General features: G+C 28.9%; 21 protein-coding genes. 6 read left to right on the forward strand and 15 right to left on the reverse strand.

Annotation, left to right across the window (positions count from 1 at the left end; all coding sequences use genetic code 11):
* The first annotated feature begins 123 nt into the window (after window positions 1-123).
* From rpsB to rpmB, 6 genes are all read left to right on the forward strand, one after another.
* The gene (gene rpsB / locus RI76_RS01290; RefSeq protein WP_017192332.1) at window positions 124-963 is read left to right on the forward strand and encodes a 30S ribosomal protein S2; all 840 of its coding nucleotides are present in this window, start codon (window positions 124-126) and stop codon (window positions 961-963) included.
* Between the two features lie 149 nt (window positions 964-1,112).
* Window positions 1,113-1,955, forward strand: a complete 843-nt coding sequence (gene tsf / locus RI76_RS01295) for a translation elongation factor Ts (protein ID WP_017192333.1) — start codon at window positions 1,113-1,115, stop codon at window positions 1,953-1,955.
* A 76-nt stretch (window positions 1,956-2,031) separates the two neighbouring features.
* Window positions 2,032-2,748, forward strand: coding sequence for a UMP kinase (pyrH, locus tag RI76_RS01300; protein WP_017192334.1), 717 nt, complete (start codon window positions 2,032-2,034; stop codon window positions 2,746-2,748).
* Window position 2,749: 1 nt separating this feature from the next.
* The gene (gene frr / locus RI76_RS01305; RefSeq protein ID WP_017192335.1) at window positions 2,750-3,304 is read left to right on the forward strand and encodes a ribosome recycling factor; all 555 of its coding nucleotides are present in this window, start codon (window positions 2,750-2,752) and stop codon (window positions 3,302-3,304) included.
* Between the two features lie 17 nt (window positions 3,305-3,321).
* A complete protein-coding gene (locus RI76_RS01310; RefSeq protein WP_017192336.1) occupies window positions 3,322-4,281 on the forward strand; it encodes a phosphatidate cytidylyltransferase in 960 nt (319 codons plus the stop codon).
* Between the two features lie 183 nt (window positions 4,282-4,464).
* Window positions 4,465-4,653, forward strand: coding sequence for a 50S ribosomal protein L28 (gene rpmB, locus RI76_RS01315; protein WP_017192337.1), 189 nt, complete (start codon window positions 4,465-4,467; stop codon window positions 4,651-4,653).
* Window positions 4,654-5,406: 753 nt separating this feature from the next.
* Here the strand turns inward: rpmB and RI76_RS01320 are convergent.
* The 15 genes from RI76_RS01320 to RI76_RS01385 all read right to left on the reverse strand — a co-directional run bounded on the left by RI76_RS01320 (window position 5,407) and on the right by RI76_RS01385 (window position 22,239).
* The gene (locus tag RI76_RS01320; RefSeq protein WP_017192338.1) at window positions 5,407-6,021 is read right to left on the reverse strand and encodes a lambda-exonuclease family protein; all 615 of its coding nucleotides are present in this window, start codon (window positions 6,019-6,021) and stop codon (window positions 5,407-5,409) included.
* A 50-nt stretch (window positions 6,022-6,071) separates the two neighbouring features.
* Entirely contained in the window at window positions 6,072-6,833 is a 762-nt protein-coding gene (locus tag RI76_RS01325) for a TatD family hydrolase (protein ID WP_017192339.1), read from the reverse strand.
* A gap of 116 nt (window positions 6,834-6,949) precedes the next feature.
* On the reverse strand, window positions 6,950-8,329 hold the full coding sequence (lpdA, locus tag RI76_RS01330; protein ID WP_017192340.1) for a dihydrolipoyl dehydrogenase: 1,380 nt from the start codon (window positions 8,327-8,329) through the stop codon (window positions 6,950-6,952).
* A gap of 48 nt (window positions 8,330-8,377) precedes the next feature.
* Window positions 8,378-9,166: a dihydrolipoamide acetyltransferase family protein gene (locus RI76_RS01335; RefSeq protein WP_017192341.1), complete on the reverse strand. Its 789-nt coding sequence runs from the start codon at window positions 9,164-9,166 to the stop codon at window positions 8,378-8,380.
* Window positions 9,167-9,193: 27 nt separating this feature from the next.
* Window positions 9,194-9,430, reverse strand: a complete 237-nt coding sequence (locus RI76_RS03290; RefSeq protein WP_017192342.1) for a biotin/lipoyl-containing protein — start codon at window positions 9,428-9,430, stop codon at window positions 9,194-9,196.
* A gap of 22 nt (window positions 9,431-9,452) precedes the next feature.
* On the reverse strand, window positions 9,453-10,448 hold the full coding sequence (locus RI76_RS01345; RefSeq protein WP_017192343.1) for an alpha-ketoacid dehydrogenase subunit beta: 996 nt from the start codon (window positions 10,446-10,448) through the stop codon (window positions 9,453-9,455).
* Window positions 10,449-10,450: 2 nt separating this feature from the next.
* Window positions 10,451-11,548 carry a pyruvate dehydrogenase (acetyl-transferring) E1 component subunit alpha gene (pdhA, locus tag RI76_RS01350; protein WP_017192344.1) on the reverse strand — a complete coding sequence of 366 codons (1,098 nt, stop codon included), beginning with the start codon at window positions 11,546-11,548 and terminating at the stop codon, window positions 10,451-10,453.
* A gap of 405 nt (window positions 11,549-11,953) precedes the next feature.
* A complete protein-coding gene (gene pyk, locus RI76_RS01355; RefSeq protein WP_017192346.1) occupies window positions 11,954-13,300 on the reverse strand; it encodes a pyruvate kinase in 1,347 nt (448 codons plus the stop codon).
* 68 nt (window positions 13,301-13,368) lie between these two features.
* On the reverse strand, window positions 13,369-14,895 hold the full coding sequence (gene gpmI, locus RI76_RS01360) for a 2,3-bisphosphoglycerate-independent phosphoglycerate mutase (RefSeq protein WP_026072041.1): 1,527 nt from the start codon (window positions 14,893-14,895) through the stop codon (window positions 13,369-13,371).
* Window positions 14,896-14,963: 68 nt separating this feature from the next.
* Window positions 14,964-16,253, reverse strand: coding sequence for a phosphopyruvate hydratase (gene eno, locus RI76_RS01365; RefSeq protein WP_017192348.1), 1,290 nt, complete (start codon window positions 16,251-16,253; stop codon window positions 14,964-14,966).
* A 262-nt stretch (window positions 16,254-16,515) separates the two neighbouring features.
* Entirely contained in the window at window positions 16,516-16,785 is a 270-nt protein-coding gene (locus RI76_RS03295) for a hypothetical protein (RefSeq protein WP_017192349.1), read from the reverse strand.
* An 11-nt stretch (window positions 16,786-16,796) separates the two neighbouring features.
* The gene (locus RI76_RS01370; RefSeq protein ID WP_017192350.1) at window positions 16,797-17,339 is read right to left on the reverse strand and encodes a YitT family protein; all 543 of its coding nucleotides are present in this window, start codon (window positions 17,337-17,339) and stop codon (window positions 16,797-16,799) included.
* Window positions 17,340-17,387: 48 nt separating this feature from the next.
* Window positions 17,388-20,660, reverse strand: coding sequence for an ATP-binding protein (locus RI76_RS01375; protein ID WP_017192351.1), 3,273 nt, complete (start codon window positions 20,658-20,660; stop codon window positions 17,388-17,390).
* Entirely contained in the window at window positions 20,644-21,279 is a 636-nt protein-coding gene (locus RI76_RS01380) for a DUF4194 domain-containing protein (protein WP_017192352.1), read from the reverse strand. The genes RI76_RS01375 and RI76_RS01380 overlap by 17 nt, the downstream gene beginning before the upstream one ends.
* Before the next feature lie 171 nt (window positions 21,280-21,450).
* Entirely contained in the window at window positions 21,451-22,239 is a 789-nt protein-coding gene (locus RI76_RS01385) for an HAD-IIB family hydrolase (RefSeq protein WP_017192353.1), read from the reverse strand.
* Between the last annotated feature and the right edge of the window lie 246 nt (window positions 22,240-22,485).

Consider the following 22,485-nt stretch of genomic DNA (forward strand, 5'->3'; position numbering starts at 1 on the left):
TGAATAATAATAAATTATAATTTAATTTCTTAAATTTATTAAATTAAAAACGTTATTCATGTGAAAAAAATTTTACATCTCATTCTTCAAAATAAGTAAATTTAAAAAGGAGTACTCAGAATCATGGGTGTTGTTACAATAAAACAATTGTTAGAATCAGGAATACATTTTGGTCACGCAGCTAAAAAATGTCATTACAAAATGAAACCATATTTATTTTCTTCCAACGATGGGGTTCCTATTGTTAGAAATAGAATTCACATTATCGATTTGAAAAAAACATTGGAAGCTGTTGAAAATTCATACAAAAAGCTTGTGCAAATAGTAGAAGAAGGAGGGAAAGTTTTATTCTTAGGAACTAAAAAACAAACCCAACATATTATTAAACAAGAAGCGGAAAGAGCAAATCAATATTATATTAACCAAAGATGGTTAGGCGGTACTTTTACTAATTTCCAAACTATTTTAACAAGAATTAATTATTTAAAAGAGTTATACAAACAAGAAGAAGATGGCGTATGGAAATTACTTTCTAAAAAAGAAGTAGCTACCTTAAAAAAACAAAGAGATAAGTTGGAAAAGTTTTTAGGCGGAATCAAAAACATGTCTCAATTGCCGCAAGCTATTTATATCGTTGATGTGCAAAAAGATACTATAGCTATCGCTGAGGCGAGAAAATTAGGTATTAAAATTTTTGGAATCGTAGATAGTAACTGTGATCCTGATTCAGTAGATTACATCATTCCTGCGAATAACGATGCTATTAAAGGGGTAAAATTAATTACTTCTATCATCGCTGATGCAGTTATTGAAGGTAGCGGTTCTAACCAAGAAGCACCTGTTGAAGAAACAACTGATGAATCTGGCGAAAAACCATCTGAATCAACGCCAGAAACTGTTGATGCAGAAAAAACTCAAAATAAAGATCAAAATGTAGAAAAAGAAAACGTTTCTACTAATTAATTACAACTTTGAACAGACAAAATATTTTTTATAATCAATTAGTAAAAAAGATGTTTCTAAATAAACATCTTTTTTACTAAACAAACAATTTTACTTATATTTCTTAATACAAAAGAAAGAAAGACTTAATAAAAATTTGGAGAACGAAAATGAAAATCACAATAGAAATGATTAAAGAATTAAGAAAAAAAACTCAATCAGGAATGATGAATTGTAAACAAGCTTTAGAACATGCTCAAGGCGATATGGAAAAAGCTGTAAATTATTTAAAAGAAAAAGGCATGATTAAAGCTAAAGAAAAAAAAGATAGAGTTTCAGCCGAAGGTTTAACTAATGTCGCTTTTAAAGGTAATAAAGCTGTTTTATTTGAACTTAACTCAGAAACTGATTTTGTGGCTAAAAACGAACACTTTATCGCATTACTAGAACAACTGAAAAATAGTTTATTAGATGCTGATGCATCCGTTAAAACTGTGGAAGACTTTTTAAATTATCATTGGAACGGACAAAGCGTTAAAAACATTATTTTAGATAAAGCAGCTATTATTAAAGAACAAATCGTTTTAAAAAGAATTCAAACTGTTTATAAAAAAGATAACGAAAGTTTTGGGCTTTACAAACATCAAGGAGGAAGAATTTCCGCTTTAGTGCATCTTGATAAACAAAACGAAGAAGCACAAACACATATTCCTATCCATGTAGTTGGTTTTAACCCGAAATTTTTAAGTAAAGAAGTGGTTGACCCTAATTTTATTAAAACAGAAAAACAACTTTTATTAGAAAAAACTATTAACGAAAAAGCAAAGCAAAATTTACCGAGTGGTTTATTAGATAAAATTGCTAACAATCGTTTAAATAAAATTTTAGAAGAAATTTGTTTATTAGAACAACCTTTTTACAACGATACTGATCAAAAAGTAAAAGAATTTTTACAAGCTAATCAAACTAACGTTATCGCTTATTACCGCTTTGAAGTGGGCGAAACAGCATAACAAAACGAGCAATAAAACTAATATTTATTCATTTTCTAACTATAATAAAAAATAAAAATTAGCAAAGGGGAATAAAATGTTTAAAAGAATTCTTTTAAAATTAAGCGGGGAAGCCTTAAAAGGAGACGATTTTAACATCAACCCACAAAAAGTTAAAAAAATTGCTGAAGAAATTAAAGAAATTAAAGATTTAGGTTTACAAATAGTTATTATTGTTGGTGCAGGAAATATCTGGCGAGGTCATATTGGTCAAGAATTAGGTATGGAACGTAGTCAATCAGACTATATGGGAATGTTAGGCACTATTATCAATTCTTTAGCTTTACAAGATGCTTTAGTCAATTTAGACATTCAAACTAGGGTTATGACGGCTTTTCATGTGGTTGCCGTGGCTGAACCTTACATCAAAGGTAAAGCGTTACGCCATTTAGATAAAGATCGTGTAGTTATTTTAGGAGCTGGGGTTGGTTCTCCTTACTTTTCCACCGATACTGCTGCTGCTTTAAGAGCAGCTGAATTAAATATAGACGTTATTTTAATGGCTAAAAACGGTATTGAAGGTGTTTATAATAAAGATCCTAAAAAACATAATGACGCTGTTTTAATTAAAAAAATAGAACATAAAAACGTTATCGCTCAAAGGTTAGATGTGATGGATATAACAGCCATTTCTTTATGTTGGGAAAATGGTATTGATATTTTTGTTTTTGATATGAACATCAAAGGTAATATCAAAAAAATCATTTTAAAAGAAAAAATAGGGACTATCATCACTTCTAAGGAGGGAAAATAAAATGCATGAAATGACACAAGAAATTTTAACAGATTTAAAACAAAAAATGAATATTTCTAAAGACTCAATGTTGACGCAATTTTCCAACATTAGAACTGGGGCGGCTAACCCGAAAATATTAGATAAAATCACTATTAATTATTACGGCGCAGAAACAGTTTTAAAGCATATTAGTATGATTTCTATCGTAGAAGGAAACCAAATTCATATTAAACCTTTTGACACTACTTTAGTGCCTAATATTAAAAAAGCTTTATTAGCTTCTGATTTAGGAATTACTCCTCAAACAGATGGTGTTTCGATTAAATTAGTTTTTCCTCAACCTACAGAAGAAAAAAGAAAACTTTTAACCAAAGAAGTAGAAAAAATTTCTGAACAAACTAAAGTTATAGTAAGAAATTTACGTCGTTCCGGCAATGATAAAGTTAAAAAATTAAAATTAGCAAAAGATGAAGAAAACGCTTTATTAAAACAAATTCAAGATTTAAATAATCATTTTATTAAACTTTTAGAAACAGAAACTGTTAAAAAAAATAAAGAATTATTAAAAATTTAAAAAGAGACGATAAAAATATGTCATCTAAAAAAAATTATATCGGATTAGGAATGTTTTTGGTCGCTTTATCTTTTTTTGGTTTTTTTCGTTGCATCGATTATAACAAAGAAATAAATTCTTTTGATTATATGAGTTTAGGAACAGTGCTTCTTTTTGTGTTCCATTCTTCTATAGAAATGTTAAAAGTGAATCGTCAAAATCAAAAATATTCCCAAAGGCACATGATCATCATGAGTTTATTTAGTGTTTTTCTTTTTTTGTCTTTATTAGGGGTTATTTTGGGTTCTTTTAAGGACAAACATATTATTGTTGATTCTCCTCCAGAACAAACGCATTTAATCAGTTGTTTATCAAACTTTTCTAAATACGCTTTATTTATTTTATTCGGTTTAGCTTTCGCTTTATTTCTATATTTTCTTTTTAACTCTTCTTTTCGTACTCAACATTTAACTCATGTATTGTTAATTTTTGCTTATATTAGTGTTTTTAGTGCTTCTTTTTTAAGTTTAATATTAATAAGTTACAAATGGTTTTTGCACTTGTTTTTAATCACTATTGCTAGTGATAGCTTCGCTTATTTTATTGGTAATTTATATGGCAAAAGGTTTTTATTTCCGAGCGTAAGTCCCAAAAAAACTTGGGAAGGTTTTTTAGGCGCCATAGTGGCGACTACTTTGTTAGCTCTTTTATTTTATAGTAGTTCTTTAAACAATTATCGAGCAGTTATTTTTTTAGTGGTTTTCGCTATTATTAATTCTATTATTGCTCAAATGGGGGATTTAATCGCTTCTAAATTTAAAAGAGACTATAAAATTAAAGATTTCAGTAATCTTGTTCCCGGTCACGGAGGTCTATTAGATCGTTTTGATTCTATTTTATTTTTATCTTTTTTTATTGTTTTAATTTTATTAAGCCCTTGGTCAGATTATGTTATCCAAAATATGCATGACATTTTTAAACTTAAAAAAGTAAAATAAATATTTATCGCAAAAGACTTCTTTTTTTTGTAAAAGGAAAATAAAATGTTAATTTAGTCGGTATTTTGTTATAATAAAAGTAATTGAGAAACATTTTTTACGATAGAAATATGATTGATTTTTTATTATCGATCAGAAATGTTTTATATAATGTTTTTTTAAGAAAGAAAGGTATCCTACATAATGAGCAAATGTTATTACACAGGGAAAACGACTGTTTTCGGAAATAAACGTAGTCACGCAATGAACGCTTCTAGAAGAACATGGAAAGCTAATTTGCAAAAAATTCGTATTATTGATGAAAAAGGCAAAGTTAAAAAAATTTATATTTCTGCCCGCGCATTAAAAAAATTAAAAGTTGAAAGAGCTTAATTTATTTGAGTTCTTTAAAAATTATTAATTATTAAAAAAAGATTATTAACGAATGATAGTCTTTTTTTTATTTATCGTTTTATCTTGTTCTTAGTCCTTATGAATAATATAATAAAGTTATATCTATTATTGAAGTTAATACAAAAGAGGTAAAAATCAGCAACGATAAAACAAATAAAAACGAAACTTTAATGTAACAAGTATTTAAATCGGCTATTAACAATATAGTAATTACGACTTTAATTTTAGCTTTAGTGTTTTTTTGTATAATAAAACTTTCAATTTAGCGAAAACATTAACGAATAAAACACCTAATTCTCAAGAAAATAAAAAATTTTTAAATTTATTGTACCAACCCAATCACTTATAAATAATAAAGATTTATTCAGTTTGAAATGTTTAATAATTTATAACATTAAATTTGTTAAAGATTAAAAAACTCACAAAGATAATTTTAAAAAGCAAGTATATTGTTAAAAAAACCTTCTAATGAGGATTGATATAAATTTTATGACAAAAAACAATTGATGGATTGATGGGATAAAAATTTTTTAACCTTATTTACTGTATGACCAATAATTTGTTTGATTTTTTTTATACCCTTAAATAAATTTTTCTGAACAAATTAATAAAACACCAATCAACAACCACTAAAAAAAACATATTAAATGTAGCAAAAAAAAGAACCTCCAAAAAAAAGGTTATTATTTTTTTTTGATCCTCTTTTATAAAGAACAAATCAATCAAAAACGATCATTTTTCTTTTAACTTATCTAAAATTTCTTTAGCTTCGTTTAAAAGATTGTAAAAAACATGCGCTTTTTGATACATTTCTTCAATAAATTTAGGGTCTCTGTGGATTTCCTTAACCTTGCTACTCTGAAACGTTTGATACACTAAGAAAAAAGCTTTTTCTGTATCAGAACAAAAGAGTTGGGCTTGCACTTGAGCATAATAATACATAGGTATTTCGTTATTTAACACAAAATTGCTCCAAGAAGGACTATTATAAGAAATAGGACATTTAATTTCTAAAATGCTGTTAGATTCTTGATGCCAACCATCTAAAGAAGCAGACATAAAATTTTTAGTAAACACGGCAGGGACGAATTCCATATTGTTAACTTCGTTAAAAAAAATTCTCGCTTCCGGTTCTAAACGTCTGCCATGACGCATAGCATTATTGTCTTCGATCTTTTCTTTAAAAAGTTTTCTTTTAAAAAGTGCTTGTTTAGTTTCAAACGGATTTAACCCCATAATAGCAGCAACTTCTGAAGCATTAATATAGTTGTTTCTATGCTTATGCCATGCTTCAGAATTTTGTTCTAAATTAATCATTTGATTTGATTCTGATTTAGTAAATTTCATAACAAACAAACCTTTCTTGCTAACAATTATCAAGTTGTTAAGAGAATAAATTAAAAATTAGGTAAAAACAGTTTTTTAACGTTTTGAGTAGTTTGTTCAGCTACTTCTTCTAAAGTAATGTTTCTTAAACTAGCTATTTTTTCGGCTACTAATTTCACCAAAGCGGGTTCGTTTCTATGAGATTTTTTTTCGGGAGAAGGCGTTAAAAAAGGTGAATCAGTTTCTAATAAGATTTTATCTAAAGGGAGTTGTTTCGCTAAAGTATGAACTTCCAAAGCTTTTTCATATGTCACAATCCCGCCAATGCCTACATAAAAACCTAAATCGATGACTCTTTGAGCTGCTTCCAAATCGGTTACTAAAGAATGGAAAACGCCTCTAATTTGGTTTTTATAAGGTAACAAGATTTCATATATTTCCTCAAAAGAAGAACGAGCGTGCAAAATAATGGGTAAATCATATTTAATCGCTAATTCAACTTGAACTTGTAAAGTTTTTTGTTGTAATGGCAAAGTTTTTTGTTCATGATATAAATCAATACCAATTTCACCCACTGCCACCACTTGAGGAAGTTTTAAATATTTTTCAATACTGAAAGGATCTTCATTAGTCACATAAGACGGATGAATCCCCACAGCGACTTTAATTTCAGGGTGTTGAAGGGCTAATTCGATGGCTTTTTCGTTCGTTTTCTGATCTAAACCAGGAACAATAAAATATTGAACATCGTTTTTTACAGCTCTATTTATAACATCTTTTAAATCTTTAGAATAATCATCTAAATTAAGATGAGCGTGAGTATCAATTAACATTTTGTATTTCTCTTTTGAATCATAATATTTGGTTATTCAATAATAAATTTTATCATTAAAATTAGAAAAAAATAACTCATAAAAATGGGTTATTTTTCTCATTAAAATTATTATTTTTACATATGTATTGGTTTATCAATCGCGCCTAAAAAAGTTTCTAAAGTTAATTCAGATAAAGTTGGATGTGGGTGAATAGTGCGAACAACATCATGAGCTGTTCCTTCTAATTCCATAGTTACACCGATTTCACTAATTAATTCAGTAGCATTATAAGAGAAAATATGCATGCCTAAAACTTTAAGATCTTTTTTATCAACGATTAATTTGGCAAAACCATCTGTTTCGCCGTCAGCTAAAGCTTTACCGATCGCTTTAACAGGAACTTTAGACACTTTATATTCAATGTCTTTAAGTTTCACTTGTTCTTCGGTCCAACCGATAGTGGCGATTTCAGGGAAACCGTAAACACAGGAAGGCACGCGATCGTAATTCATTGGTTTTAAATGAGCGTCAGCTTCTAAAGCATGAGTAACAGCGATAATTCCTTCGTGGCTCGATACGTGGGCTAACATATATTTACCGTTAACATCACCAATAGCGTAAACGTCTTCTAAAGAAGTTTTTAAAAAGCCGTCTGTCATAACGCCTGTTCTGTCAGTTTGTAAATTCAGTTTTTCTATCCCTTTTAAATTAGGTTTAGTTCCAGTTGCCATTAAAACAATATCAGCTTCTTCCACGTGTGTTTCGTTTTCATAAGTGTAATGTACTTTATTATTATCGATTTTCATTACTTCAGATTCGGTTAAAATTTTAATTTGGTTGCTTTTTAATTTTTTAGTGTAAGCGTCAACAATATCTTTATCCATAACATTTAAGATAGAGTTCGCTCTTTCTAAAATAATTACTTCAGCACCGAATTTATTAAAAATAGTCGCAAACTCTACACCAATAACTCCGCCGCCAATAATAACTAATTTTTGCGGAAATTTTTCCAATTGAACTAATTCTTTACTTGTGTATAAGTATTTGTTTTTGAATGCTTCTTTAGCGCCTTTAATCGGAGGAATAAACGCACTCGCTCCTGTAGCAATAATAAGTTTTTTAGTTTCTAAAATTTTATCGCCTACTTGAACTTGATGAGCTGATAATGCATCAGCAAATCCCTTATAAACATCAATTTTATTTTTTTTCATTAAGAAAGAAATACCGTTAGTTAATTGTTTAACTATTTTGTTTTTACGTTCTAATACAGAAGTCCAATTCGCTTCTACGTCTGCATTAGTTTCAATACCGTATTCTTTAGAATGTTTTAAAAGGTCAAAAATTTTAGCACTTTTTAAAAAGGCTTTAGTTGGTATACAACCGTAATTTAAACAAATTCCGCCTAATTTATGGTCTTCTACTAAAGCAACTTTAGCTCCCATTTGAGACGCTTTAATAGCTGAAGTATAACCACCAGGTCCTCCGCCAATAATTAAAATATCATATCTTTCCATCAATTTACTTCTCTTTTTTATAATTCAGTCAAAAAATAATTTTCCTCTTTATAAAGCAGTGAAATCATTTTCTAAAGTTTTAACATCATTCAATAATTCTTTAATTTTTTGCAATAATCTTCCACCATCAGCGCCATCAATAATACGGTGATCGATCGTTAAAGATAAAGGCAACATATCAGCTACAATAATTTCGCCTTTTTTAACTATTGGTTTTTTAACTATTTTACCAATACCAAGAATAGCTAATTCCGGATGATTAATAATTGGCGTACCGTAAGCAATATCAATGGCCCCAAAATTACTTAAAGTAAAAGTACCTTTTTGCAATTGAGGCAATTGTAATTTTCTTCCCACTGTGTCAACAGATAAAGTGTGGATTTCTTTCGCTAATTCTAAAACACTTAAATTATCAACTTTTTTAATATTAGGAACAATTAATCCATCTTTAGTGTCAATAGCTATTCCTAAATTAATATAGTTTTTAATGATTAATTCTTCTTTTTCATCATCAAAACTAGCGTTAAAAACAGGATATTCTTTTAAAGCTAAAACGACCGCTTTAGCGATAAAAGCCATATAAGTTAATTTAATGCCTTTTTCTTGAGCTAACGGTTTCATTTGAGTTCTTAAAGCTACTAAATTAGTAATATCCACTTCATCCATTAAAGTTACTTCAGGAATAACTGTTTTGGAAATGCTCATTTTTTTAGCAATTATTTTTCTTAAACGAGAAATTTTTCGAATTTCTACGTCTTCTGTGTTATTATTAGTATTTGTGTTGTTTGCTACAGCTTCTTTTGTAGTTCTTAAAACATTGTCGTTATTATTTGTCATTTTTAAAACGTCCTTTTTTTATTTAAATTATTCTTCTTCAATAACAGCTAAAACATCTCCAACGTTAACATTTTCGCCCTCTTGATAACCTATTTTAGTAATAGTACCTGTTTTAGGAGAAGTTATGTCAGCTTGTAATTTATCAGTTTCAACAATTACTAAAACATCGCCTTCTTTAACTTTGTCTCCAACTTTGTAGTTCCAAGTTAAAATGGTTCCTTCGTTAATTCCTTCGCCTATATCAGCAAATTTTAATTCATACATATTATTACCCTCATTCATTTGTTTAATTTTTTTTATTTAAATTATTTTTTAAAGCTTTTTTTATGCCATAAATTACTTTATCAACGTTTAAAAATTGATGATATTCTCCTCTTGCTAAAGGCATGATGATATCATGACCTGTTACACGACTAGGGGCGGCTTTTAAATAATCAAAAGCGTATTCATTTGCTAAAGTAATTAATTCACCAGCTGGTCCATAAGTTTTAGTAGCTTCATGTACTACAACTAATCTACCAGTTTTTTTTACAGAATGAAGCACTGTTTCTCTATCAATCGGATTAATAGTTCTTAAATCCACTAATTCTACAGAAATGCCATCAGCTTCTAGTTTTTCTAAAGCGGATTGAACGATGGAAACAGCTGAACTCCAAGCGATTACAGTTACATCTGTACCTTCTTTAACCACGTTCGCTTTACCAATTTCTGTTTCGTATTCTTCTTCTGGAACTTCTTGTTTTCCTGCGCGATATAAATATTTAGGTTCCATGTAAACAACTGGATCTGGGCTATTAATAGCGGCAATTAAAAGACCTTTAGCATCATAAGGGTTAGAAGGAACTACCACTTTTAAACCAGGAATAGAACCTAAAATAACTTCTAAACTCTCTGAGTGATGTTCTAATGCTTTAACTCCGCCGCCAACAGGAACTTTTAAAACCATAGGACAAGAAAAACTGTTACGAGTACGATTTCTCATTCTCGCAGCATGAGCGATTAAATCTTCTAATCCCACATAAAGGAACCCATCAAATTGAATTTCAGCTACAGGAATTAAACCGTTCATAGACATTCCAATCGCGCTACCAACGATAGCAGATTCGGCTATAGGAGTATCGAAAACACGAGATTCTCCGTATTTTTTTTGCAATCCTGCAGTAACACGGAAAACTCCTCCTAATTTACCAATATCTTGACCAAAAACAACTACTTTAGGGTTTTTAGCTAATTGGAGATCTAAGGTATGATTAACCGCTTGCAATAAATTCATTAAAGCCATTTTTATTTACCTTCTTCTTTTGATTTTAAAAATTGTTCATATTCTGCGTGTTGTTCTTTTAATTGAGGTGTCATTTCATGGTAAAGATGTTCAAAAATTTCAATCGGTTCTATATTAGCTCCGTAAGAAGTAATTTTTTCATGTACTTCGGCAACGTGTTTTTCTACTTCTTGATTGATTTGTTCTACCATTTCTTCAGTTAAAACGTTTTTTTTCAATAAATATTTTTTAAAACGTTCGATAGGATCTTTTTTATTCCATTCTTCCTCTTCTTCTTTAGAACGGTATAAGTTAGGGTTATCATTAGTTGTATGAGCTCCCATACGGTAAGTAAAGATCTCAATTAAACTAGCTCCTTCGCCATTACGCGCTGCTTCAGTAAATTCTTTAACTGCTGTATAAACAGCTAAAACGTCATTACCATCTACTTGAATGCCAGGAATACCGAAAGCATAGGATTTTTGTGCTAAAGTTTCAGAGTTAGAAGCTACTTTTCTTGGAGTAGAAATAGCGTATTGATTATTTTGAATCAATACCACTAAAGGGGCTTTATAAACAGATGCGTAATTCAAACCAGCATAAAATTCTTCATGAGCTGTTCCACCATCACCAATAGTAGCTACTGTAACTTCTTTTTTGTTTTGCAATTTACTTGCTAAAGCCAAACCAGCACCAATATTGATTCCTGAACCAATAATAATATTAACTGGTAAAATATGTTTAGAAGGATCCATTTTAGAACCTTTTTCGTTACCATACCAATAAAGGTATATGTTTTCTAAAGGAATACCACGATATAAATAAATCCCAATATCACGGAAATAAGGTGAAACCCAGTCTTGGTCTTCTAAAGCTGCTGCTGAACCAACTTGACCACCTTCATGTCCTCGGTTAATAACGTAAGATAACATTCTACCTTGACGTTGATATTGAACCGCTTTAATGTCAGAAACTCTTGCTAAAACCATAGTTTTATACATTTTTAACAGTTTTTCTTCAGGTATTTTTGGTTCTAATTGTGGATTAACTACATTTCCTTCTGAATCCAAAATTTGTAATCTTTGTTTTTTCAAAGGATCATAAGATTTACTTAATGTCATTTAGAAAATTAACTCCTTTTATTTTTTTTAAATAATTTTTGTAAAGATGAATTTAGTCACACAAAATAACATGTTTTTTGAAAAATTAAATTTCTTATTTTTTTATTTTAAGCAAAAACTTTCTTCAAGAACAATTGTTAAAATAATTTTTTTAGTTTAAATACAAGGGCAAATATTAGTGAAGACAATCTTAATAATGATATATTTAAACGAAAAAAATATAAATTTATTAAAAAATTTAAGACCATCCTTCATTTTAACTTATTTTTTTAATTTTTGTCAAATATTATTGATAATTTTATTGTTTCTTCGCAAATAGGAATCTTTTTATCCCTTGTCTTGTATTAGTTCCAAGAAGTCATTATTTTAGTTAAAAACCCTTTTTAAGGGTTTTTTAAGGATAAATTATTTAATTTCTATTTTTCCTTCAGTAACTACTATGATTTCTCGGTCTTCATCCTCAGTTAAAGAATCTATTTTACAGTCTAATTCCGCTTGATTTAAAACCGGAGTAACGCCGTAACTTAAAGCTAATAAATTAGCTTCTTTTTCATCTTGAACTGTTGCTAAAACAGGAACAGAAGGATGGAATTTGGAAATACTTTCAGCATCTTTCCAATTATTAACAAGAATCGCTTTAATAGGATAACGAACTGATAATTCCGCTGCACTTAATAAAAGATATTCTTGTAAACTTTCTGGTTCGTAAAGAGGAGCAAAAAATTCATCTTCACGCGCCTTTTCAGCTTGTTTGTTGATTTTATGCATAAATTGCACTGCTTCTACTGGATATTCTCCTGAAGCGGATTCTCCAGATAACATAGTGGCAGTACTACCTTCTTTAACAGCGTTATAAACGTCTGAAATTTCGGCTTTAGTTGGACGAGGGTTTTTTTGCATAGATTCTAACATTTGCGTAGCTACCACAACAGTTTTACCTTCTTCTAAACATTTTTCAATGATAGTTGTTTGGTATAAAGGAACCATTTCGCCTGGAACTTCGATGCCTAAATCTCCTCTAGCCACCATAATACCATCAGATACTTCAATAATTTCGTCTAAATTGTTAACCCCTTCTTGGTTTTCAATTTTAGAGATAATACGAATATGATCGTTGTTTTGTTCTTTTAAAATTTTTCTCAATTCTAACACGTCTTCTGCGTTTCTAACAAAAGAAGCAGCGATATAATCGTAATTTTGTTCTGAAGCGAAAATAACGTCTTGACGATCTTTTTCTGAAACAAAAGGAATATTTAAACTAACATTAGGAACATTAACCCCACGACGTGATTTCACAACATGAGTGTTTTTCGCTTTAGTTACTAATTCTTTTTTTTGAGCGTCTTTCTCAACGATTTCTAAAGATAAATAACCATCATCAACGTTAACCACATCGCCTACATTTAATTCGTCATAAAAACCAGGATAAGTAACAGAGAATAAAGAAGCGTTGCCTAGCACTTCTTCAGTAGTGATTCTTACTAAAGAATCTTTAGTAATAGTGACTGCTCCGTCAAATTCATGGGTTCTTACTTCCGGTCCTTTAGTGTCTAATAAAGTAGCCACATGAGTGTTTAATTCTTGGTTTAAATCACGAATAGTTTTCAGTAATTTTTTACTGTTATCATATTGAGCGTGAGAAAAATTAAATCTCGCTACGTTCATGCCAGAAAGCATCAATTGTTTTAAAATATTAACATCATAAGATGCAGGTCCTAAAGTACAAATAATTTTGGTTTTATTCTCTTGCATTGTTTTGCCTTTTCTTAAATATAATTTATTGTTCGATTAAAATATTTTTTAACTATTAAAAGGTTAATTTATTTTATTAAAGATTTTCCTGTCATTTCTTGGGGTTGAGGTATTTTCAATAATTCTAATAAAGTCGGAGCTACGTCGCATAAAGCGCCTTTATTCACAGAAACATTTTCATCCGTGACAATAACAGGTACTAAATTAGTAGTATGAGCGGTATGAGGACGACCTTGTTCATCTGCCATTTGTTCAGCGTTTCCGTGGTCCGCTACTACAACAGCTTTCCCACCTATAGATAAAATAGCTTCTACTACAATTTTTAAAGCTTTATCGGTTGCTTCGACAGCTGCGATAGCCGCTTCTAAAGAGCCTGTATGACCGACCATATCCGGATTAGCAAAATTTAACACCATCGTTTGATATTGCTTAGATAAAATAGCTTCTTTAGCTTTGACGGCGATTTCTAAAGCGCTCATTTCTGGCTTTAAATCATAAGTCGGGACCGAAGGAGAAGGGATCAAAACTTCCTCACAACCTTTTAATTTAACATGTTGAGACCCGTTAAAAAAGAAAGTCACGTGAGGATATTTTTCTGTTTCTGCTATTCTTAATTGTTCTAAATTATGGTTAGCTACCACTTCGCCAAAAGTATTAGTTAAATTTTCTTTTTGAAAAGCTACCGTACCTTTAACACTTTCGGCATAAGGAGACATAGTTGAGCATAAAACATTATTTAAATTTTTTTCGCCTTGAAAAGGAGTTTTGCCAGGAGTGATAAAAAAATCGGTTTTAGTAGGATTGGATAAAGCGGTTGCTAAACGGACGATGCGATCAGGCCTGAAATTAAAAAAGATCACACCATCGTTATCTTCGATTAAGCCATTAACATCTGCAATAGCCGGTTTGATAAATTCATCAGTAATATTGTCGCGATAAGATTGTTCCATATAATCTATTACTGACTCTATTACCGGTGCTTTTTGAGAAACTAACATATTATAAACCGCATTAATACGTTCCCAGTTATTATCGCGATCCATAGCGTAATAACGACCCGCTACAGAAGCAATTTTAACTTTTTGTTCTAAAAGAGGTTTAAGATAATTTAAACCTGATTTAGGCGATGTGTCGCGTCCATCAGTAAAAGCGTGTAAATAAGTTTTTTCGGTTAAATTATTTTGTTTAGCCATTTCTAATAACGCTTTAGCGTGGTTGATATGAGAGTGAATGCCGCCATCAGAAATCATGCCCACAAGATGCAGTTTACTATTATGTTTTTTAACATGTTTTACGACTTGTAAAAAACTTTCGTTTTGAAAAAAATTTTTTTCTTTAATAGCTTTGTTAATTTTGGTTAAAGATTGGTAAACTATTCTGCCGGCGCCTAAATTTAAATGACCCACTTCGCTGTTACCCATTTGTCCTTCAGGCAAACCAACGGCTTCCCCTGATGCCGCCAAGATATTGTGGGGGTAACTTTTAAAAAGAGAATCTAAATAAGGCGTCTTAGCTAACAAAACAGCGTTATTTTTTTTTTGGCGAGAAATTCCTAAACCATCTAAAATAATAAGACCAACAAAAGATTCCAAAATAAATTTCCTCATTTCCCTTTCCTGCCCAATAATTTGACTAAAAAAGAGTAATTATTGTGTAAAAATGATTATTTTTTTAAATTATAAAAAGCTTTTAAACCTAAATAAGGAGCATTTTTTAAATTGTCTTCAATTCTTAATAATTGATTATATTTAGCGATACGGTCAGTTCTAGAACAGGAACCAGTTTTGATTTGACCTGCGTTAGTTGCCACAACTAAATCAGCGATAGTAGTATCTTCCGTCTCTCCACTACGATGAGAAATAACAGTTGTAAAGGAAGCTTTTTTAGCCATTTCAATAGCTTCTAAAGTTTCTGTTAAAGTGCCGATTTGGTTTAATTTAATCAAAATAGAATTAGCCGTTTTTTCTTTAATTCCTTGTGATAATCTTTCTACGTTAGTCACAAATAAATCATCGCCCACTATTTGAACTTTGTGTCCTAACTTATTAGTTAATAACTTCCATCCTTCCCAATCGTTTTGGTCTAAACCATCTTCAATTGATAAAATAGGGTATTTATCAACTAATTTTTCATAAAAAGCGATTAATTCAGCACTTGTGAAAGATTTGTTATTTTCAGAAGCTAAAACATATTTTTTCTGTTCTGCGTTATAAAATTCTGAAGCAGCAACGTCCATACCTAAATAAATGTCTTCGCCTGGTTTATAACCAGCGTTATTAATAGCTTGCAAAATAATTTGTAAAACTTCTTCGTTAGAAGATAAATTCGGAGCATATCCCCCTTCATCTCCTACTGTTGTAGGATAACCTTTTTGTTTTAACAATTTACCTAAATGATGAAAAATTTCAGCACCATATCTTAAAGCTTCTTTAAAAGTAGGAGCTCCTACAGGTAAAATCATAAATTCTTGAAAATCAACACTATTGGAAGCATGAGCTCCACCATTAATAATATTAATCATTGGCACTGGCAATTGTTTTGGTTGAACTCCGCCTAAATATTCATAAAGTTCCAAATTTAAATATGAAGCAGCTGCTTTAGCTACGGCCAATGAAACGCCTAAAATAGCGTTAGCCCCTAATTTAGATTTATTGGGTGTACCATCAAGTTCAATCATTGCTTGGTCGATAGCTTTTTGTTCTAATACAGATACATCCATTAAAACAGGTTTAATCACTTTTACTACGTTTTCTACCGCTTGTAAAACACCTTTACCTAAATATCTTTTTTCATCTTTGTCTCTTAATTCAACAGCTTCGTATAATCCAGTTGAAGCACCAGAAGGAACAATAGCTCTTCCTATAACTTCAGATGTTTTAACTTCAACTTCTACAGTAGGATTTCCTCTAGAATCTAAAACCTCTCGAGCTAAAATATCAGTAATATATGGCATTATTTGTTTCTCCTTTTATTATAAATCTTTTCAAATAATAACAATTAATATAAAATAAAATGAATTCTTTAAAATTTTTTTTATACAACAATACATTAAAATTGTATCAAAAAAAAACCATAAATATTACAACTATATTTCTTTTTTCTTCATTTTTTTATTTTTGGTCTAAAATAAGACTTATTTATAAGATTGAAGACGTATAAAGAAAAAACCACTAAAAGAAGTGTTCTCACTAAGACGTATTTATTAGGAAGAGAATTTATTTAACCCAATTAACCCAATCACTCACTAAAGTGATCAAACTGATAGCGATAGTGAAAGTAATAATAGAAAAAACATATTTAATCATAATATTCTTTTTAACATCTATTTGTCTAAAATAATCGATAACGAAAGAAGCGATCAAAATAGAACCGTCTATAATTAATAAAATCATAGGAAATTCAATGGTAATATGTTCTTCTATAAAATTGTGCAAAACTTTAAGGACGAAATCAGTTCCACCCGTAGAAGAATTGTTTCCGATCACTAAACCAGCTCCTATACCGATAAAAACACCAATAATAACGGCAGATAAGGATAAACGATAAATAATGTGTTGTTTTTAACCTTATCTGGGAATTTATTTAATAAAAATACTCTATCTATTTGCCAATATTCTAATATTTTAAACAAAATAGAAAACAAGGAAAACACAAAAAGCGTTAATAAAAAATACCATGTCTTATGGAAAATAGCGCCAAATAGAATAATAAAAATACGGAAAAACAAAATACCGTTATTACTGCTAAACCAATGGTTTTGTTTTTTCTCCTTTATTTGGTAAAAACACACTTTATCTAAAAATAAGCAAAGCGCTTCTAGACCGCCTATAATTAATTCTTGCGGTAAAATGAAAAAATAAATAGCAAAAACCATTAAGAAGGAGCCTAAAGTTAATTGACAAAAGTGCATGGGTTCAAAATAATGCATATCTTCTGCTTTTAAACCATTTAAAAACATACATTTAATGAAAGTGACTATTATAACAAACGCAATAAATATTAATGATTTAAAAGACGATGTTTTTAATTTTTGTTTCATTTTGGGATTTTTCTTTACTAATGAATTGATTTTCTTTAAAAATTTTTTTTAAGCTAATTTAGTAAAACTTTCTACCATAACATGATTATTATCTTTAACGATAATTAAATTAGTAGTTACATAAGGGGAAATATCAGCAATCCTTTGAGGCGGAATAGCAATTAAAAATTGAATGTTTAATTGTTTAAAAAAATACATCATGGATTCGATTCTATTTTCGTCCATATTATTAAAGGCTTCATCAAATAAAACTAAACAACCTTTATGAACCGTGTTTTCGCTTAATAATTGTTCAAAACAAATACCAATAATAATGTAAAAAGGTACTTGAGTTTCTCCGCCAGATTTTTCACGAAAAATTTTAGAAAATAAAGATACATTTCCGTAAATATCGTTAATTTGAATATCATAAGTTAAATAATTACGATAATCTAAAAATTCATAAGCTATCGCTTCATATCCTTCTTCAAAATAAATTATTTTTTGAAATAATTCGTCTAATAAAATATCTTTATAAGAAGAAGAGTTCTCCGAAAATAAATTAATCTCTTGGGTTAGGTTATCTTCTACAATCATGGAATAATATTTTTTATATTCAGGATCATCAGAGGCTTTGGTAATAATTTGATAGCTATCATCGCCGAAAGGTCTATTTTTTAAAAGTTCGTTTAATTTTTTAATTTGTTGTTTAGTGTTTTCAATACTTTCTTTGAGTTTATTAACGAATTCTTCTTTAAAAATCATTTCGGTTTTGGAACTTAACTCTTTAGCTTCTTGTTCGTAAGTAATCAAATTTTTGGAACTAATTAAATTATATTCTTGTACGAAATAATCAAAATATTCTAATTTGGCCTCAATAGTGCTTAGATGATAAGTCTCAATGTATAAAGTCATATACTTCGTCAAATCAAGGTTTTGAGTGTTTTTTTGCTTCTCAATGGTTTTCACGTGATTTTGTATATAGTGTAAAATATATTCATAATTGTTTTGGTAAGTAGTTAAATAATTTTGCAATTGAATGGAAGCTTTTTCTAAATTAACTACTTCTTTTTGTTCTATAACATATAAATCTTTTTGCAATTCCGCTAATCTTTTTTGAAGAAAATTTATTTTCTCTTCATACATATTATACTTGTTTTTGCTTTCCACAATTTTTAATAAAACAAGATCTAATGATTCGTTAAGAATTTGTTTATCTTTTTTAATTTTTTGTAAATTATCTTCTATTTGTTCCACATTTTGTTGACTACGGAATTGTTCTATTTTATGGTTAATAACAACTATTTCTTGCTCGTTATCAGATAATTTTTTATAGACGGTAAACTGATCATTATTAACCAAAGAAAAGACTTTACTTTTTTTCATTAATTCAATAATACTTTTATTTTTCATAAAAATATTTTGTTTTTGGTTTAAATAGTCTTTTAAAGTATTAATTTCTGATAAAAGTATTTTTTTACGTATTTCTTTAGATTCGTTACCGATATAAGGAATTTGGTAACTTTTCGGATTTAATTGTTTCGCAGTATAACTACTATAAATCATTCCTTGAGGAGTAATCGCTGTTTTATGGTTTTTTAATTGAGTTACATCAGTTTCGCAGATAATATGTGATAATAATAATTTAGCATATTTTAAAGCATCTTTATGGTTGCTAGTTATTTTATCCGCTAAGCTATGAGGATTATCATCTAAATCCGGTATTTTATCTACATTCACCAAACCAACGTCATAAATTTTTTCACTAGCTTGAAATTTTTCATATATTTTTAAAGCTTGATCAAAATAGCCGGCTTCAACGATTAAATTAAATTTCCGACTGCCTAAAAAACCTTCAATAGAATTGCGCCATAATTCATCATTAATATCAATCAATTCGCAAAAAGGATGGATATGAATCTCTTTTTTATAAAAAAGACTTAATTTTTCGTTTAATAAAGTAACTAGTTTTTTAACGTTAGGATTATATATTTTAGCGATATTATTCATGGCTTGAAAAGTGGAGTTTTTGTCAGCAATTTGCTGTTGCAAAAACTTAATATCTTTTTGAATGTCATTTTGTACGATATTAAAATTCAGAATTTCTTGAGATAAATAATCAGTCATCTCCAACATGGTTTTTTTCAATTCCGGATAAATATCAAATGGTTTTGGGGCATTTAAAAAACGAGCTATTTCTTCGGCTGTTTGATGAATAATATCATCCGGTTGCAAACAATACAATTCTTTTAATATTTTTTGTTCAGCTTGCAATCTCTCTTGAAAAAAAACTATTTGACTTTGCAAATCTTGACAAAAAGTTTGTTTTTGGGATAATTCTTTTTGTAAAGAATAAAATAATTGACTTAAATCACCTTGAGAATGGTTGTTGTGCAATTGTAACAAATGATTGTTTAAATTTTCAATAGAGGCATTGATATTCTGTTTTTCTTCTAACAAATGGTTAGTTTTCAGAGCCTCTTGTTCTTTTTGAACCAACATGTTTTCTAAATTGTTGTGATATTTTGCTATTAAAACTTTTTTCTCTACTAAAAAATTAATTTTGATTTGTTCGTCTAAGAATTTAAATTTTTTTTTTGCATCAATGATAACGATTAATTGTTGTAATTTTTTTTTGTCTAATTCTATTTGAGATTCTATTTTTTTCAATTGGCGAACACTATTTTTTAAACTAGAAATATTAATCGGGTTTTCTTCTAATAAAAAATCAAAAACAAAATTTTGCAAATTAAGCGGTGTAAAGGCTAACGCTTTGGGTAAAATTTCTAAATATTTAGCGACGTTAATATTTAAATATTTACCGACAGCTTGTTTATATTGCGTTTTAGTGTCAAAAAAACTAAAATCTTTTGTATGCGCTCGTAAATATTCCGCTAATTGTTTATGGTTTTTTGGTTTATTATTAGAAATAAAAAGGTCACTTTTTAAAGCTATATTTTCATAAAGATAAAACCTTTCTTTTAAAACTCCTCTTTGAGGCAATTCCAAAACACAACCTAAAATAGTGTGTTCTTGAGTTTCCTCATCCAAAAATTCTAACGCAATATGGGTAATAACATCCCCATTCCTTAAAAACTCCTTATTTTCGGCACCTATCTTGCCTCTCATATAACTTTCTAAAGAACGTTTAGCGTTCGCGTTAGCTGCTAAATTGAATTTAACATTTTTTCTCTCACCAATTAAAACATATTGTAAAGCATCTAATAAAGTTGATTTACCCGCTCCATTTTCGCCAGAAATTAAAGCATTTCCGGTTATTTCAATCGTTTGAGAAGAGAATAAATGCCAGTTTACCAATTGTATCTTAGTTAATTTTTTCATCTGGGTTTTCGCTTTGTTTCAAAAGAAAGAGTTCTTGATAATGTTTAATCATTTCTATATCAATTAAATAAAGAATAGAAGGATAAATGGTAATGGTTAAATCATCAGACAAGTGATTATTATGATCCGAATAATCAATAATATTATATTGACGCAAGATTGTTAAAGTTTTTTTAACTGTTTCTTTGTTGAAATTTTGCACTTCAGAATAACCAATATGTTTTAATTCTTTAAAAATATCCTTCAAAAACACTTCTATTTTAGCATTAGAAGATATTTTTTCTTTTTTTTGTTGAAACAAGATACGAAAGATAAATAAAATCAAACTTTCTTCTTTTTTTAATTTTAATTTATTAAAATGATGTAAATTATGAATAAAAATAACTTCATCATGTTTTTTAATTTCTAACTCAAAATCTGCTAATTGAAAAAAAGAATAAAAAAGTTCTCGATGTAATAAAATAAAACGATAATCATTAGCATCTGCCATTTTTTGCAGAGTTAAATAATTCACTTGAAATAGTTTATTAACAATACGCGAAAAAAGATCTTTTTCTTTCTCTTTTAATTGTTCAAATTTAGAAAAAAAGATATGTAATTCTTGTGTTTTTTTATCCATTAAAACCCTTTTAATTTAAAAAATTTGTTATTAATAAAAAAATAAATAAACATTTTTTCAAGCTTTATTGGGTTGCTATTTAATCCCTTTTTTTGGATAAAAAAGCAGGGAACGCTTTGTATAAAGTTAAAAAATGTTTAAAATTGTTTTTTTCTAAAAAATAATGATGTCTTATAAAATATGTTCTTCGTAAAAATCATACATTTTATCATCTTCTATATGAGGAGAAACAATATTAGCTGCTGCTTTTAATTTAGGATATAAACTATTTCCCATCGCAATACCGATATCAGCCGCTTCTAACATTTCAATATCGTTAGAACCGTCTCCCATACAAATCAATTGATAATCAGGATATTTTTCTTTAATTTTTTTAATTCCGTAGTACTTATTAACGCCTTTAACGGTTAAATCGATATGATTTTTCCATACACAAATATTGAAATAATCTAGATCTTTAAATAAAGGGGCGAATTTGTCTTTATCTGCTCCTACCACGATTAAAAGATAAATTCTTTCTTTTAAGTAAAATTGGTTATCAATTTCAAAATCTAAATTTTTCTTATATTCTTGGACTAGGTTAATATCACCTTTCTTCTCATCAAAATATAAACCTGCTTCATTAATTCCTATACTAGTAACCATCATTTGATAGTTTTTAATTCTTTTATGAACTTCTTCAATATGTTCTGTAGGAATGGGAGATTCGTCTATAATTTTGCCATCAGAAATAGTTAAAGAACCGTTCATCAGAACAAAATATTTAAATAACGGCAATAATTCTTCAACAGCGTTTAAATTACGATAATTTCTACCTGTTGCTATTCCTAAAATAGTATTAGGCATTTGAGATAATTTTAAAATTAATTTTTTGGTTTGTGGTAAAATGGTTTTTTTCTTATTACTATATAAAGTTTCATCGATATCGAAAAAAAATAATCTCTTTTTAATAGTTAACACCTCTTTTTCTTATCTTAAATAAATATACCAATTACTTATTATTATATCAAAAAAAAGATCATTTGGAAAAGAAAGAAAGGATGAGAAAATATAAAAAGCAAAGAAAGGGGATTATTCTTATGAAATTATGTTTAATAAAAGGTGCTTAATTTGGAAAAAAGATATGATCGAATTAGCCTTATTGTTAGGATATTAACAATCAATCCTTATTTATCGGATAAGTTGGAATAATAGTTATATATATAT

The organism is Milkweed yellows phytoplasma str. MW1 (assembly GCF_000309485.1).
Taxonomy (GTDB): Bacteria; Bacillota_I; Bacilli_A; order Acholeplasmatales; family Acholeplasmataceae; genus Phytoplasma.

What these genes read in the sequence shown, in the direction of transcription:
- rpsB (WP_017192332.1), top strand. Translation starts at nt 124, where the DNA reads ATGGGTGTTGTTACAATAAAACAATTGTTAGAATCAGGAATACATTTT.
- tsf (WP_017192333.1), top strand. Translation starts at nt 1,113, where the DNA reads ATGAAAATCACAATAGAAATGATTAAAGAATTAAGAAAAAAAACTCAA.
- pyrH (WP_017192334.1), top strand. Translation starts at nt 2,032, where the DNA reads ATGTTTAAAAGAATTCTTTTAAAATTAAGCGGGGAAGCCTTAAAAGGA.
- frr (WP_017192335.1), top strand. Translation starts at nt 2,750, where the DNA reads ATGCATGAAATGACACAAGAAATTTTAACAGATTTAAAACAAAAAATG.
- RI76_RS01310 (WP_017192336.1), top strand. Translation starts at nt 3,322, where the DNA reads ATGTCATCTAAAAAAAATTATATCGGATTAGGAATGTTTTTGGTCGCT.
- rpmB (WP_017192337.1), top strand. Translation starts at nt 4,465, where the DNA reads ATGAGCAAATGTTATTACACAGGGAAAACGACTGTTTTCGGAAATAAA.
- RI76_RS01320 (WP_017192338.1), bottom strand. Translation starts at nt 6,021, where the DNA reads ATGAAATTTACTAAATCAGAATCAAATCAAATGATTAATTTAGAACAA.
- RI76_RS01325 (WP_017192339.1), bottom strand. Translation starts at nt 6,833, where the DNA reads ATGTTAATTGATACTCACGCTCATCTTAATTTAGATGATTATTCTAAA.
- lpdA (WP_017192340.1), bottom strand. Translation starts at nt 8,329, where the DNA reads ATGGAAAGATATGATATTTTAATTATTGGCGGAGGACCTGGTGGTTAT.
- RI76_RS01335 (WP_017192341.1), bottom strand. Translation starts at nt 9,166, where the DNA reads ATGACAAATAATAACGACAATGTTTTAAGAACTACAAAAGAAGCTGTA.
- RI76_RS03290 (WP_017192342.1), bottom strand. Translation starts at nt 9,430, where the DNA reads ATGTATGAATTAAAATTTGCTGATATAGGCGAAGGAATTAACGAAGGA.
- RI76_RS01345 (WP_017192343.1), bottom strand. Translation starts at nt 10,448, where the DNA reads ATGGCTTTAATGAATTTATTGCAAGCGGTTAATCATACCTTAGATCTC.
- pdhA (WP_017192344.1), bottom strand. Translation starts at nt 11,548, where the DNA reads ATGACATTAAGTAAATCTTATGATCCTTTGAAAAAACAAAGATTACAA.
- pyk (WP_017192346.1), bottom strand. Translation starts at nt 13,300, where the DNA reads ATGCAAGAGAATAAAACCAAAATTATTTGTACTTTAGGACCTGCATCT.
- eno (WP_017192348.1), bottom strand. Translation starts at nt 16,253, where the DNA reads ATGCCATATATTACTGATATTTTAGCTCGAGAGGTTTTAGATTCTAGA.
- RI76_RS01370 (WP_017192350.1), bottom strand. Translation starts at nt 17,339, where the DNA reads ATGAAACAAAAATTAAAAACATCGTCTTTTAAATCATTAATATTTATT.
- RI76_RS01375 (WP_017192351.1), bottom strand. Translation starts at nt 20,660, where the DNA reads ATGAAAAAATTAACTAAGATACAATTGGTAAACTGGCATTTATTCTCT.
- RI76_RS01380 (WP_017192352.1), bottom strand. Translation starts at nt 21,279, where the DNA reads ATGGATAAAAAAACACAAGAATTACATATCTTTTTTTCTAAATTTGAA.